The sequence below is a fragment of the Clostridium sp. genome, assembly GCF_036660475.1.
Taxonomy (GTDB): Bacteria; Bacillota; Clostridia; order Clostridiales; family Clostridiaceae; genus Clostridium_J.
This window is the reverse complement of the sequence record NZ_JAVXAO010000001.1, coordinates 441386-456953: the sequence shown is the minus strand read 5'-3', so window position 1 is coordinate 456953 and position 15568 is coordinate 441386. Positions and strand designations below refer to the sequence as shown.

12 protein-coding genes are annotated in these 15568 nt (G+C 30.4%); 9 read left to right on the top strand and 3 right to left on the bottom strand.

Annotated elements, in window-relative coordinates; translation table 11 throughout:
- Window positions 1-7: 7 nt before the first annotated feature.
- The 6 genes from RSA29_RS01920 to RSA29_RS01895 all read left to right on the top strand — a co-directional run bounded on the left by RSA29_RS01920 (window position 8) and on the right by RSA29_RS01895 (window position 9716).
- Window positions 8-1030 (top strand): radical SAM protein, encoded by a 1023-nt coding sequence (locus tag RSA29_RS01920; protein WP_346941613.1) that lies wholly within the window; start codon window positions 8-10, stop codon window positions 1028-1030.
- 12 nt (window positions 1031-1042) lie between these two features.
- Window positions 1043-1882 carry an ABC transporter ATP-binding protein gene (locus RSA29_RS01915; protein ID WP_346941614.1) on the top strand — a complete coding sequence of 280 codons (840 nt, stop codon included), beginning with the start codon at window positions 1043-1045 and terminating at the stop codon, window positions 1880-1882.
- Window positions 1882-2616, top strand: coding sequence for an ABC transporter permease (locus RSA29_RS01910; RefSeq protein WP_346941615.1), 735 nt, complete (start codon window positions 1882-1884; stop codon window positions 2614-2616). The genes RSA29_RS01915 and RSA29_RS01910 overlap by 1 nt, the downstream gene beginning before the upstream one ends.
- A gap of 82 nt (window positions 2617-2698) precedes the next feature.
- Window positions 2699-3739: an AAA family ATPase gene (locus RSA29_RS01905; RefSeq protein WP_346941616.1), complete on the top strand. Its 1041-nt coding sequence runs from the start codon at window positions 2699-2701 to the stop codon at window positions 3737-3739.
- Between the two features lie 19 nt (window positions 3740-3758).
- A complete protein-coding gene (locus tag RSA29_RS01900) occupies window positions 3759-5756 on the top strand; it encodes a magnesium chelatase subunit D family protein (protein WP_346941617.1) in 1998 nt (665 codons plus the stop codon).
- 204 nt (window positions 5757-5960) lie between these two features.
- Window positions 5961-9716 (top strand): cobaltochelatase subunit CobN, encoded by a 3756-nt coding sequence (locus tag RSA29_RS01895; protein ID WP_346941618.1) that lies wholly within the window; start codon window positions 5961-5963, stop codon window positions 9714-9716.
- A 241-nt stretch (window positions 9717-9957) separates the two neighbouring features.
- On the opposite strand, the gene RSA29_RS01890 is transcribed toward RSA29_RS01895, so the two are convergent.
- The 3 genes from RSA29_RS01890 to RSA29_RS01880 form a co-directional block, all read right to left on the bottom strand.
- Complete coding sequence (locus tag RSA29_RS01890) at window positions 9958-11016, bottom strand: DUF4179 domain-containing protein (protein ID WP_346941955.1); 1059 nt, start codon at window positions 11014-11016, stop codon at window positions 9958-9960.
- The gene (locus RSA29_RS01885; RefSeq protein WP_346941619.1) at window positions 11000-11536 is read right to left on the bottom strand and encodes a sigma-70 family RNA polymerase sigma factor; all 537 of its coding nucleotides are present in this window, start codon (window positions 11534-11536) and stop codon (window positions 11000-11002) included. The genes RSA29_RS01890 and RSA29_RS01885 overlap by 17 nt, the downstream gene beginning before the upstream one ends.
- Before the next feature lie 173 nt (window positions 11537-11709).
- A complete protein-coding gene (locus tag RSA29_RS01880) occupies window positions 11710-12390 on the bottom strand; it encodes a RusA family crossover junction endodeoxyribonuclease (RefSeq protein ID WP_346941620.1) in 681 nt (226 codons plus the stop codon).
- 274 nt (window positions 12391-12664) lie between these two features.
- Here RSA29_RS01880 and RSA29_RS01875 point away from each other — a divergent pair, with 274 nt between their 5' ends.
- From RSA29_RS01875 to tsaD, 3 genes are all read left to right on the top strand, one after another.
- Window positions 12665-13057 (top strand): hemerythrin family protein, encoded by a 393-nt coding sequence (locus tag RSA29_RS01875; protein ID WP_346941621.1) that lies wholly within the window; start codon window positions 12665-12667, stop codon window positions 13055-13057.
- A 256-nt stretch (window positions 13058-13313) separates the two neighbouring features.
- A complete protein-coding gene (locus RSA29_RS01870) occupies window positions 13314-14024 on the top strand; it encodes a YkgJ family cysteine cluster protein (protein ID WP_346941622.1) in 711 nt (236 codons plus the stop codon).
- 377 nt (window positions 14025-14401) lie between these two features.
- Window positions 14402-15424, top strand: a complete 1023-nt coding sequence (tsaD, locus tag RSA29_RS01865) for a tRNA (adenosine(37)-N6)-threonylcarbamoyltransferase complex transferase subunit TsaD (protein ID WP_346941956.1) — start codon at window positions 14402-14404, stop codon at window positions 15422-15424.
- The last annotated feature ends 144 nt before the right edge of the window (window positions 15425-15568 follow it).

Below are 15568 nucleotides of genomic sequence, written 5' to 3'. Positions count from 1 at the left end.
AGAACTAATGATAGCTGATGTGAATTTTTTAGTGTTATGGATGACTAATGATTGCAATTTAAAATGTAGATATTGCTATGCAAACGGTGGAGAAAAAAAGGAATACATGGATTTTGAAACAGCTAAGAGGGCTTTAGAGATACCAAAGAATAAATTTAAGCTTGAGATTGCAGGTGGAGAGCCTTTATTAAACTTTCAACTTATAAGAGATATACATAAATATTTAGTTGAAAACAAGCCGGAAATAAAAATACAAATGCAGACTAATGGAGCATTAATAAATAGGGCTATGGCAAAGGAAATAAAAGAAATGAACATTGCAGTAGGTATATCATTAGATGGCCCTATTGAAATAAATGAAGTTCTTAGAGGTGATACATTAAAGGTTATAAATGGAATAAAAGCATTAGCCTATGAAGGTGTAATGGTAAATTTAAATTGTGTGGTTACTGATGAGAATATTAGACATCTGGAAAAATTAGTTGATCTTGCTTTTTATCTTGGAAATATAGGTGGAATAGGCCTTGATTTATTAAGAAATACTGGAAGAGCTATTAATAATGTAAAGAGAGCTAATAAGGATGATATTTCAAAGTATGTGAGAAAGGCATATGAAAGAAGTATTGAATTATCAAAGTTAAATGGAAGAAGAATTTTCATAAGAGAAATTGAGGATGCAAGAAAAAGAATGAAGGAGGGAAAGCAATGTTTATATTATTGTCATGCTGCAAATGGTGGGGCTATGGTGGTACTTCCGAAAGGGCAGATGTATCCATGTGGTTCATTAATAAATATGAATCAATACTATATGGGGAATATTTATGATGAGAAAACTTCGCAAAAAAACATTAAGATTCATATGAATAAACCTAACAGTTGTGGCATCTGTAAATATGGAGACATATGCACCGGAGCATGTCCTTCAAGAAGCATTTTAAATGGATACGATACTGGAGTTACTATTGAAGATTGTGCTTTAAGAAAGGTTGCCTTTAATATTGTTGAGGATGAACTTATAGAAACGACATAGGAGGATTTAGATATGTTAATTATTAAAGAACTTACAAAAAAATATGGCGATTTAATTGCAGTTAATGATTTAAATTTATCCATAGAAAAAGGGGAGATTTTTGGACTTTTAGGACCTAATGGAGCTGGTAAAAGCACAACGATTAGGATGATAAGTACACTCACTCCAAAGACTACAGGAGATATTATTATTAATGGAAAGAATATGGATAGAAATCTAAAGGAAATAAAAAGGAAAATAGGTGTAGTTCCACAGGGGAATAATTTAGAGGTTGAAATGACTGCTTGGGAGAATCTTGAGCTTCATGGGAGGCTTTATAACATGCCAAAGGATGAGAGAAGAAAAAGGATAAAGGAACTTTTAGAATTCACAGAGCTTACGGAAAGAGCAAATAGTTTTGTGAAGGAGTATTCTGGTGGAATGAAAAGAAAAGTTATGATTGCAAGAGCACTTATGCATAATCCAGAATTACTTTTATTAGATGAACCTACAGTAGGGCTTGATGCAGTAGCAAGAAGAAAGATGTGGGATTTGATTAAAAGGCTAAAGGATGAGGGGTTAACAGTATTATTAACAACTCATTATATAGAAGAAGCGGAGGTACTATGTGACAGAGTGGGTCTTATAGATGATGGAAGATTAATAAAACTTGATGCACCTAAAATATTAATTAATAATTTGGGACAATACACTGTTGAGTACTTTAAAAATGGAGCTACCCAGGAAGAGTTTTTTAAAACTAGGGAAGAGGCTACCACATTTGCTTCTAAAATAGAGGGTAATGTAAAGGTTCGTCAATCTAATTTAGAAGATGTATTTATAAAATTAACTAATAGAAGGGTGGAAGTTTAATGTATGCTTTTACAAGTATTATTTGGCAGGAGTATGTATTATTTAAACGTAAAATTAAGGTTACAACTATTGCATCTATGATTTCACCTCTTTTATATTTAATAGCCTTTGGATGGGGGTTAGGTGGAGAGGTAATAGTTGAGGGTAAAAGTTATATAAATTTTATAATTCCGGGGGTTATTGCATTAACTACAATGACTGTGAGTTACAACAATACGGCAAACTCAGTAAGTATATCAAGACTATTCTATAAGAGTTTTGAAGCCTTTATGATTGCTCCAATTACTATGATTTCATATACATTAGGAAAGATAGTAGCAGGTGCACTAATAGGTATGTATTCTGCAGTGCTAATCATAATTTTATCTTTGTTTTTTGGAGTTGGATTAACTATAAGCCCGTATTACATTTTAATTATAGTTCTTAATTGTTTAGTTTTTTCAGCAGTAGGTTTTGCAGCTGGGATTTTTATAAATGCACATAGCAATATGGCAAAGTTTTCTAGTTTTGTAATTACTCCAATGTCTTTTTTATGTGGAACATTTTTCTCTCTAAATAAGATGCCAGGAGTTTTAAAAGGTTTTATAGGATGCTTACCACTTACTCATGCAACATTAGGTCTTAGAAATAGCGGTGAAAATTTAATGAATATGATAATTCATCCTATGATTTTAGTTGTTTATTTTTTACTTATATTTTGGTTATGTGTAATGGGATGCAAGAGGGCAGAATAAAGAACTTATTGGATTTGGACAGAGTTTTAAATTTGTCTAAAGATTGAAAATATTAATTTGTTATTGAAGGGAGATATAGAATATGAAAAATACAAATAAAGTTTATCCATTTACAGCTATAGTAGGACAGGAATCTATGAAGATGGCACTTATATTGAATATTATAAATCCATCGCTTGGGGGTGTTCTAATTAGAGGTGAGAAGGGAACTGCTAAATCAACAGCAGTTAGAGCATTAGCAGAATTGTTACCAGAAAGATCACAAATAGAGGGATGCATATTTGGATGTTCTCTAGATGATGTTACAAATTATTGCAATGAGTGTGAAAACAAATTGGGAAAAGGTGAAGTGTTAAAAAGTGTCATTGGAAAAATGAGGGTTATTGACTTACCAGTTAGTGCTACTGAAGATAGAGTAGTAGGTACTTTAGATATAGAATATGCAATTAAGAAGGGTGAAAAGAAATTTGAGTCTGGTATTTTAGGCCAAGCGAATAGAAATATTCTTTATGTAGATGAAATAAATTTATTAGATGATCATGTCGTAGATGTGCTTTTAGACTCGGCAGCAATGGGGGTTAATACTATTGAAAGGGAAGGAATATCTTATTCACATCCATCTAAATTTATACTTGTGGGAACTATGAATCCCGAGGAAGGGGATTTGAGACCACAACTTTTAGACAGGTTTGGAATGGTAGTTGATGTTGTCGGGGAAAGAAATACAGATAGTCGGGTTGAAGTAATAAAAAGAAGATTAGAATATGAAAAAGATAAAGAAGCTTTCACATTAAGTTATGACGAGAAGCAAAAGGAGTTAGAAGAAAAAATATTAAAGGCTAAGGAGAAGTTACCTAAAGTGACAATAGGTGAAGAGATTTATGAAATAGCAGCAACAATAAGTATTAGTATGGGCGTTGATGGACATAGAGCAGATATAAGTATGATAAAAACTGCAATGACAATAGCGGCATTAAATGAAAGAGATAGAGTCACTAGTAAGGATATGGTAGAAGCAGCTAAATTTGTACTTCCACATAGAATGAGGAGAACGCCTTTTGAAGATGGGTTTATAGACTTTTCAAAGGTTGAAGATATAATTAAGGAGCTAAAATCAGAATAGATGAAAGGAGGATTTTTAATTGAGTAAGAATTATGTATATCCTTTTGTTGCAATTGTTGGTCAGGAAAAAGTTAAAAAATCATTGATATTAAATATAGTTAACCCAGCAATTGGTGGAGTTTTGATAAGTGGAGAAAAAGGCACAGCAAAATCTACTTTGGTAAGAGGCTTATCACAAATGATTAAGGATGTTAAAGTAGTTAATCTGCCTTTAAATATAACTGAGGATAGGTTGGTTGGGACTATAGATATTGAACGGGCAATTGCATTAGGAAGAAAAGTCTTTGAACCTGGAATATTAAAAGATGCTAACGAAAATATTTTATATGTAGATGAGGTAAATCTTCTAAGTGAACATATTATAAATTCGCTTTTATCAGTTTCAGCATCAGGAAACAACCATGTAGAGAGAGAGGGAATATCATACAATCATCCATCGCGGTTTATACTAATTGGAACTATGAACCCAGAGGAAGGTAGCCTTAGGTCTCAGTTTTTAGATAGATTCGGATTATACATAGAAGTTGAGGGCAGTAAAAGCATTGTTGAAAGAAAAGAAATAGTTAAAAGGAGATTACAATACGAGAATAATCCTATCAAGTTTATAAAGCTATGGGAATCACAATCAGCACAATTATTAAATAAAATTTTAGCAGGGAAAGAATTTCTTAAAAATGTTCAGGTATCACCTAATATAATGAAACTTGCCAGTGAAATTTCAGAAGAAAGAAACTGTGCAGGTCATAGAGCTGAAATTGCAATAATAGAAACAGCTAAGACGATAGCTGCATTAGAAAAAAGAAATGTGATTACTATTAGTGATATTAAGGAAGCGGCAGAACTCGCCCTTCCTCATAGGATAAGAGAAAAAACAGAAAGTAAACTTAAAGAGGATAATGAAATAAGTAATCAGGATGAAAATAATCAGAATGAAAATAATCAGGATCAAAACAATCAAGATGAAAACAATGAGAATGAAGATATGGAAAATATGAAGGATATGCCTGATGATAGTAGTACAGATAATAATGTAGATGATAATGATTTAGATGGAAAAAACAATAATGAAAATTTAGATGAAGATGTTGAAGATAAGAATAGGGAACAAGAGGATAATACAAATGAAAGTGAGTCCGATGATAAAAATACGGAGAAGGATAACATGGATGAGTCCATGGAAGATATAGATGATATAGGAAGAACTTTCATAGTTAAATCTTTAAATATTAGTTCCATGGATAAACGAAATCACAAGGGTGATGGAAAGCGAAGTAAAACAAGGACGGATTCAGCCCAAGGAAGGTATGTAAGGTATAGTATTCCAAAAGATAAAATAAGAGATATTGCTTTTGACGCTACATTAAGAATGGCTGCACCATATCAAAAATCAAGAGATAAAAATGGATTAGCTATAGCAATTAAAAAGGAAGATATTAGGGAAAAGCAAAGAGAAAAAAGAACAGGAGCTACTATTTTATTTGTGGTTGATGCTAGTGGATCTATGGGAGCTAAAAAAAGAATGGCATCGGTTAAGGGAGCAATTGTTTCCCTGCTTACTGATGCATATCAAAAAAGAGATAAAGTTGGAATGATAGCATTTAGAAAAAAAGAAGCGCAGGTTTTACTTGGAATTACTAGAAGTGTTGATCTTGCAGAGAAGTGTCTTAAAGATTTGCCAACAGGAGGACAAACCCCAATATCGGAGGGTATTAATTTGGGTTATGAGATTTTAAAAGCTAGGAAAAAAAAGGACCCAGAGATGATTCCAGTTATGGTGTTAATATCTGATGGAAGAGCTAATTCATCGGCAAATGGTGGGGATCCATATGAAGAATCAATTAATATAGCCACTAAGGTAGCTAATGAAAAAATACAAACTATAGTAATAGATACAGAGCAAGATTTTATAAAGTTAGGATTAGCAAGAAAAATAGCTGATGCTATGAATGCAAAGTACTATAAAATTAAAGATTTGGAATCAGATAAAATTTTAGATGTAGTACGAAATGATATTTAAATTGATAATTATATGCGTATCCCATTAAAACAATGAAAAATTTTGGATAATTAAGATATCTTATCGAGAGTATCTTGTGTATGAGTTTATAACAATGTCAATTGAAGAGCTAGAGGAATATAGCAATTCAGCATAGAGTAATTAATTATAGAAGCAAATAAATTATTTTATAAATATTATATTCAAAGAAAATGGGGTGAAAATATGATTCAAAGTGGGATTCTAGCAATAGGTGTAGATTTGGTAAAAGATCAACTTATGGATGCGTTAGCAGACATAGGTTTCATAAATATTGAATTTTGGAGTAAAGATGAAATTACTAAAAATAATTTTAAAGATAGAATTGAATTTATTAAGAATAATTTCAAAGCTATAATTGTAGGAAACATAATGATGGAAGTTGAGATAGATAAGTGTATTTCAATGATTAAGGCTAATATAGAAGAGCTGCCTATAATACCAATAGGAGTAGAGAGCTTAGAGTGTGGATATTTTAACATAAATATAGAAAAGGCTAGTGAGGTCATAAGATATTTTACATATGGAGGGAAAAATAATGTTGCTAATGCGCTTTACTATATAGGGTACAACTTTTTAGAACTTTGTGAGGAACAAAAAATAATATGTGAAAAAAATTATAAAGAACCTATATTTATGCCTTTTGATGGAATATTTTATGGAGATAATAAATACTTTAATAATTTAAGTAGTTATTTAGATTGGTATATAAAAGAAGAAAACCCATGTAACTATAAATGGATTGGTATTATAACTCATAGAAATAATTGGAATAGTGGGAATATAGAAGTAGAAAGGTCTTTAATAAGAGAGTTTGAAAATATAGGTGTTAAAGTTATTTCTGTATTTAGTTATGCATCATCTGGAGAAAAAAATGAAATAAAGAATTTTAATGAGATAATTAGAGAGTATTTTTCATATGAGGGGAAATTGCTTGTAGATGGATTAGTAAATTTTCAAATGACTACGGCTGTAACAGATAAAAATAAATGTACTTCTTTTGAAGAAATAGAAAAAAATTTTAAAAATGTGGATGTACCAGTTTTTAAGCCTATTATTAGTTATAGTCAAAATGAAAAAAGTTGGGCTGAAAATATAGGTGGAGTATCTATGGAAAGTTCATGGGCATTTACTACCCCTGAAATGGTAGGAATGATTGAACCTATTATTATTGGATGTAGAGGAGAAAGAAGAAACTATAAACCTATAGAGTCTAGAATAAAGAGATTTGTTAATAGAGTAGATAAGTGGATAGAGTTAAGAAAGACTAATAATAGCAACAAGAGGATAGCTATATTTATCCATAATGCACCTTGTTCAGGAGTTGAAGCTACAATTGGTTTGGGTGCAGGGTTGGATGTTTTTAAAAGTGTAATAGATATATTAAAAGAATTAAAGAAAAATGGATATAGTGTAGATAGGGTTCCCAAAGATGGGAAAGAACTTCATAAAATTATAATGGATAGAAAGGCTTATCATGATTTTAGATGGACTTCAGTTGAGAATATTATCAAATCTGGAGGAGTATTATATGAGATGTCTATGGATGGTGAAAATGGCTACTTAAACTTCTATAATGAGTTTGATTTAGAAACCCGTAGGGAAATGGAAAAGTATTGGGAAGTGCCGCCAGGACAGGGAATGGTTTATGAAAACAAAATAATAATTACTGGAATAAATTTTGGTAATGTTACAGTTATGGTGCAACCCAAAAGAGGGTGTTATGGTGCAAAATGTACTGGAGAGGTATGTAAGATTCTTCATGACCCTTCATGTCCACCACCGCATCAATATATAGCTACTTATAGGTACGTAGAAAGAATAATGAAATCTAATGCTGTAATTCATGTTGGAACTGGTGGAAGTCTTGAGTATTTACCAGGGAAATCAAATGCGCTCTCGAGTAGATGTTACCCGGATGTTGTTCTTGGAAATACACCTAATATATATGTGTATAATGCAGGTGTTGGAACAGAAGGTATAGGTGCAAAAAGAAGGAACAATGCATTAATAGTTGATTATCTTCCAACATCATTTAGCGTTAATAAGAGAAATATAAAACTAGCAAATTTAATAGGAGAGTATATTGAGGCCCAAATAATTAATAGTGATCAAGAGAAGTTTCTAAAGACGGAAATACTGGATTGTATAAAGGAAATAGATGGTGCTGAAGAAATAGTTAGTTCTAAAGAGAATTTTGATTTAGGTGTTAGGGAATTAAAAAATTATTTAGTTCAGTCAGTAAATAATCCAAATGCACAAAATCTTCATATATTGGGAGAGGTACCAAAGATAGAAGAAATTATAGCATATATAAAAGAATACATTGATGGCAATAGTTATTCAGCTAGTTTAATAAAAGAAGCAAGTGAAGATGAATATGTTTATAATACATATATATTAGAATACATTGAGAAGATTATAAAACGCAGTGATGAAATGAACTTTGATAATATAAAATTATCAGACGCAGATTTATTACTACAACTTAGGATTGAAATAGAGGAAGTGTATAACAAACTGATTTGTATAGAGTTAGAAAAAATAAACTTAATTAGAGCATTAGATGGTAAGTATATTGAAGCAGGACTTTCTGGGCTACCTTCAGAAGATTTAAAAAGAATCCTTCCAACAGGAAGAAATTTTTATTTGATGGATTGTGAAAAAATACCTACATTGCAGGCTTATGAGGTTGGATGTGAGTTGGCAAATAAACTTATAGAAAGATACGTTAAGGACGAGGGTAGGGTACCAGAAAAAGTAGCTATGAATATGATATCTACAGATATATCAATGAGAAAGGGGGAGCAACTGTCTCAAATATTACATTTAATGGGGATAAAACCTGTTTGGGATAGTAATGGGAAAGTTGTTGGTGTTAAAGAAATACCATTGGAAGAGTTAGGGCGTCAAAGAATTGATGTTACTATAAGAATTTCAGGGGTACTTAGAGATGCCTATCCTCAGGCAGTAAATCTTATAGATAAAGGCGTAGTTTTAGCTGCATCACTTAAGGAACCTATAGAGATGAATTTTGTAAAAAAGAATACTTTAGAAATTTCAGAAATCTTAAAAAGTATAGGCAAAGAAGAAAATTTAGAAAGAAATTCTACTATAAGGATATTTGGTGATAAGCCAGGAACATATGGAGCCGGAGTAGATTTAGCATTAAAGGCTAGTGCATGGAAAAGCGAAGAGGATATTGCTAAAATTTTTGTGTATTTCTCATCCTATGCATATGGAGAAAAGCTTAACGGGGATATGGCAAAACATGAGTTTGTTGAAAATGTCAAAGGGGCAGATATTTCTTATGATGTAACCAATTCTAAAAGGCATGATATATTAGCTTCAAGTTTTTGTGCATCAGTGCAAGGTGCATTTAAAAATGTGAAAAAAATATTAAGTGGAAAAGAATTAAAGCAATATCATGGCTCAGCCATTGATAAAGGTTGTAGTAGAGTAATGGAATGTTCGGAGGAGATTATCGGAGAGATGGAGGCAACATTTTTTAATCCACTATGGAAAGAACATGTAAAAAAACGTGGTTATGAAGGAGCTAGTGAGTTAATGACAAGGATCCAAACTGTTTTTGATTGGCAAAGTCTTTCTATGAACATTAAAGATAAAGATATAGATAGATTAGTTAATACTTATGTGAATGATGATAAAATGGCTGAATGGTTCAAAGAAAATAACAAATATGCATTTGAAGAAATTTCAAGGAGATTTTTGGAGTTGCACGAGAGAAAAAGATGGAATCCTGAGAAAGAAGTATTAGAAAAACTTAAAAGAAAATATGTTATGTTAGAGGGCGACATGGAAGCGTTAGTGGGAGATACATTAGGTGATATGCAAGGAGGTAGTATAGAAGTTTTAAACCATGAAGATATAGAACAATGGAATAAGTATTTAAAGGAAGTAGAAGATATCTTTTGTAAGTAGTTTTACAGTTATAACTTACATTACCTAAAATTATTTATTAAGTGATTTCAATTTATAGGGAAAACTAAATTCGCTATTACATTAAAAAGAGTTTTTATAGTAAGAGCCATGTAAGGTTACTTAACAATTAAGTTGAATTTAAATTTGAAGTATATAACAATTATTTGTTGAAATAATATAGCCATCTGAACCTTTTAAGTAAGGTTCAGATGGCTATGCTATTTTAAGTTTATAAAATTAATTAATTTAATTCAACTTTAAATTCAGCTAGTTCAGTTAAGGCTTGAGTGCTTTTATCAACAATTTTTACTATAATATAAGATATATCTTCAGAGGAACTCTCAAATATTACATGTTTTAATTTCCCAATTTCACTATTTAAATCTTGACTTTGAACTGGGTTAAACTTGTTACCGTTATTATCATAGGCCATTACATGGGCACTTGGTCCCATGGAGTTAGGTATATCTATGAGAATTTCAGTTGTCCCGGGGGTCATTTCGATTTTTTTCAAAATAGCTCCATTGACTTCGGTATTTGATTCATATACTTTATTCTCAGTTGTGTTGTTTATAACGTTTATGTCAAAATTCCAATTTCCATCTATGGATGTATTGATTATTTGACCTTGATCTGAGCGGCTATTCATACCATTAATCATTTTAAAACCAACTGATAAATCGAAGGTTTCAGGAAGAACGCCATTATAATAGGTCAAACTGAAATATTGCATTCCTACATAGGTATTATCTTTTACCTTCTTTAAAAAGGGTGACTCAGGATATTCAATTTCTTGACCATTAATATTCATAGTAAAATTCTCGATACCACCTAATGAAAGGCCATCAGATTCAAGAAATTTATCATTTTTGGTCTCTGCAATATAGGTAATAAAAATACTATTTCCGTCGCAGTAAACATCCTGAATGGTTATATCAATATCTTCATTAACTTTTTGTATGTTTACAGGTTCTGCATAATCACCTTGATTTCCTGTTGCAAAATATTGTTTGAAATTCAAGTTAGAATCAGAACGGAATAGATTAAATACATTTTCCATAAAAGTCATTTTATCAGCAAATGCGGTACTATTTACTCCTAGGGTAATGACTAAAATAAAGCATGCGGCTGTTGAAACTGCAATTTTTATAAAAGTTTTATTCTTCTTCTTTTTATCACCAAATTTAGTCTCAGTTTTTATTATAATATCATAGGCATTATTAATTTTTTCATTTACAACATCAGGGATAAGTATATCTTTATCTAATTCTTTTTTTATTTTTTTATCTAGATTTTCCATATTCAAGTATAAAACCTCCTTCTTCATTTTTCAAATAATTCTCTTTAAAATGTTCTCGGCCCCTAGACAATCTAGTTTTAACGGTGTTTTCATTCAAACCTAGCATACTGCTGATTTCCTTGATGCTAAGTTGGTGGATGTAACAAAGAGTCATTAGTAGATTGTAATTTTCACCTAAATCATGAAAGCTTTCTTTTAGACTGATATCATCTGTAACATCATCACAATAACTGCCTTCTGCAACTTTATCAACATACAATACATTTTTATTTTTTCTTACTATGTCATTGCATTTATTAATTAAAATTTTGGTAATCCAGGTTTTGAAATAATTACTATTTTTTAATTTATTTATGTTTGTATAGCATGCAAGAATAGTTTCTTGAAGTGCATCAGCAACATCTTCATCGTTTCTCAAAATTGCCGTTGCTGTTTTGTACATTGCTTGTTTATTTAGTTCCATAAGCTTGATAAAGGATTCCTTATCACCTTTTTTCGCTTTATATATTAATAAGTCCAAGTGATTCACCTCCATTCAGTTTTTGTTTATCCTTTATAACCATTAGACGCAGCTATATAATAAAAAAGTTTCACTTTAAAAAATATTTTTGAATATATAGAAAAAAATAAAGCATTGTGAAAATTAGTTAATGCTTTATTTTTATTGATTTATATTTTCTATTTAAATAATAATTAAAATAACTTCTTAAAACATCCCTTGCATATTAAGCTTTTCCCCTTATTACAAGACATTATATTATTTGTATCTACAACTTTATTGCAGATTTCACATATCTGCTTAGAAGTATGGATCTTTGAGTTAGAAACGGTCACCTCTGAAGGTGTAGACTTAAGACATCCATTAGCTATAATTTTCTCTAAAGAGTTTATAGATTTATTTTTTTTATTACTTGGTGGTTCATAATCTATGATAGGTTGTACTTCTTCTAGCTTAACAATTTTATAGTCCATAGAATAAGTACTTTCTCCGTACAGTTCTAATTCAAAACGAGGATTTTCCTTATCGTAAAATTCTTCAATTATGAGTCTTCTAACTTGAGCATCATTAATTATGAGTCCACTTTTTTCTACTCCATCTAAGATACTCTTAGTTATATTGTTTGTATCAGGATGACGTTTTTCACTTTTATAATAAACCTTAAGTACGGCAATTAGAGCTTCAGTTAATGTGATGCCTGGGTTTTGGACCATGCATTCATAAGCTATTTCCTCTTCATAAAGTGCATATCTATCATGGTACTTTCCAGAGTTATAGGGAAGTATTGCTCTTTTGCTACTATTAAAAAGCTTAAAGTTAGATTTAGAAATGGGTGAACCCTTTACGACAACCTTAGCGTAACTAACATTATTCATATCTTAGCCTCTTTCTTTGACAGTGTATTTTAATATATTATGAGAACAAATAATTTATACTTAATATTATATCATAGGAACTAGTGTTTGAGAAAAATATATAAAATTAACTATATACGAGAAAAGTTAATTTGGTATATAATACTAAGTGGATTTAGATAATTTATACATTGTAAAATATGGGTAAAGTTGCAAATTTAAATTGTAAGAATGGAATATTTATAGTAATCAAGTTATTCTTGAAAGTTCAACATATATAAGGGGGAAATAATATATGATAAAGTGGAAAGAGGATTATAATATTGGGATTAGCAAAATTGATGAACAACATAAAAAGTTATTTGAAATAACAAACATAGCTTATGAACTTCTAGGAAATGAATTTTGTATAGATAAGTATGATAAGATTATACAAATATTGGAAGAGTTAAAGGATTATGCAATTTATCATTTTAAATCAGAGGAAGAATATATGTTGAGTATTAATTATAGAAAATTTTTATCTCAAAAAGTACAACATGATGAGTTTATAAAAAAAATTAATGACATTGATTTAAATGCAATTGATGAAAATCAAGATAAATATATAATGGAAATATTAGAATTTGTGATAAGTTGGATTAGTGTTCATATTTTATCAGAAGATAAACAAATAGCTTCGAATTAACGATAAGATTGATCAAGATAACGATAAATGGAACTTTAATTATTTATTTTGCATCTTTGTGTGTTAAAACTATGAAAAAGAAAAATGTAGTGGTATAATTGGTTTTCAAACTTAATAAATTATGAAATAAAGGCTGTAATCGGCATTGTAGATTACAGCCTTTTATAATTTTGTATAAGATTTATAGATTAATGTGAAAATAGTTGCCTAGTAATAGGTAGAAAGTCAAATATTAAACTGTGTTACAAGAATCTTAGTGGGTGTATATCTGAGTAGTTCATATAAATTAACAATAGTATATATAGTAGAAAGAATAGGGGTGTTTATAATAGAATTATTTTTAACTGAGGATAAAAAAATAGATTTTAAATGTATAAATAACAATGAAACGTTGGAGAGCTATTTAGAAAGTATTGAAAAATTAATAGCAAGTAATCCTATAAATTGTAGCCAGTGTACAGAGTCTTGTTGTAAAAAATCGTGGAACATTATCGTAGATGTACCATTTATGCAAAGAGTTGCAAATAATGAAAAAGAAAAGATTATAGAACTATTTAATAGTAAATTAAAGTGCGATATGTTAGATGAAGATATAGAAACAGCTAGAATAAAATTTGATAAAAAATTAAATTGTCCTTTCATTGATGAAAATAATATATGTACCATATATGAGCAAAGACCATTGACATGTAAGGTATTTGTTTGTTTTGGTGATAGTAAAAAACATAGCTTTTTTAAGTTGATGATAAGAAGTTTTATGACAACTTTAGCTGTGAAAATGTATTTTGATTATGTTAAGAATGAAGAGTTGTCTGATTTGGTTTTTGAAGTAGATTATAAAGATGTTATTAAGTATAATGATTTAAAGCTAAATTACATATTAGAATGGTATTGCGATAATTACAATATGAATGAAGATGAGCTAGAATTATTTAATGATATTATTAGAAATGATGTTATATCATAGAGATAACATTTGGGAAAAGGTGAAATACTTTTAGCTTATTTTAATAGAAAATATGTAATTAAGAGCTGAAAAGTGATAAAATGTATAAAGTAATCACATTTGTTGATAAAAATGTGCAAATGTGTGGATAAGTTATTTAAATATGTGGATAAACAGAGGTCTTAGATTAGATGGAGATTTGACTCCATATAAAGCTAAGAAATGGGTATAAAAGATAGTAGCTACTAGGTAGTTTAAGTTGGAGTATTACGTAAACATATAGTGGATAGAATTAAAAGATAAGTTTATGTTGGTATTATAAGTGCAAACTATAAATGTAAATGTCGCAATATATAATTATTTAAAAGTGGGTGAAGATTATGAAAGAAGCAAATGAAATGAAAGAAAATTTTAAGATACTTGCTATAGAGTCAAGTTGTGATGAGACAGCAGCATCAGTAGTTGTAAATGGTAGAGAAGTTTTATCTAATGTTATAGCTTCTCAAATTGATATACATAAAAAGTTCGGTGGAGTTGTACCAGAGGTAGCTTCAAGAATGCATATAGAAGCTATTGCAGCAGTAGTTGAAGAGGCTCTTAGGGAAGCAGGTATGACCTTTAAGGATATAGATGCAGTAGGAGTTACATATGGTCCTGGACTTGTGGGCGCTTTACTTGTAGGACTTCAATATGCAAAGTCTTTAGCTTATGGGCTTAATATACCATTAATAGGAGTTAACCATATAGAAGGCCATATAAGTGCAAACTTTATTCAATATAAGGAGTTAGAGCCACCATTTATTACTCTTGTAGTATCAGGAGGACATACATTTATTGTTCATATGAAGGATTATGGTAGTTTTGATGTTCTAGGGCAAACTAGAGATGATGCAGCTGGAGAGGCTTACGATAAAGTAGCAAGGGCTATAGGCCTTGGATATCCAGGTGGTCCTAAAATAGACAAGATTGCAAAAGAGGGAAATGAAGATGCTATTAAATTTCCTAGGGCTAATTTCCATGATAAGACTTTAGATTTCTCCTTTAGTGGAGTTAAATCAGCGGTGCTTAACTACTTAAACTCTCTTCAAATGAAGGGTGAAAGCTATAATAAGGCTGATGTGGCAGCATCCTTTCAAAAGGCTGTAGTCGATGTTCTTATAGATAATTCAATGAAAGCTTGTAAAGAAAGTAAAGTAGATAAAATTGCAATATCAGGTGGAGTAGCTTCAAACTCTTATCTTAGAGAAAAGCTTACTGCAAGAGGTGAAAAAGAAGGAATAAAGGTGTTATTTCCAGCACATATTCTTTGTACAGATAATGCAGCAATGATAGGAAGTGCTGCATATTACGAGTATAAAGCAGGTAGAGTTGCTGATTTAACATTAAATGCAGTGCCAAATTTAAAGCTTGGCCAAAGGTAACAGTGACACAAATTTTAATATTTAAATAAAGTATAAACTATTATTTAAGTTCCCTAGAAAGGTTTTTTAGGGGACTTAAATTGTTTTTCGTGATAATATATAAGTAATAATAAGTAAAATAATAATAAATAATACAATTAGATT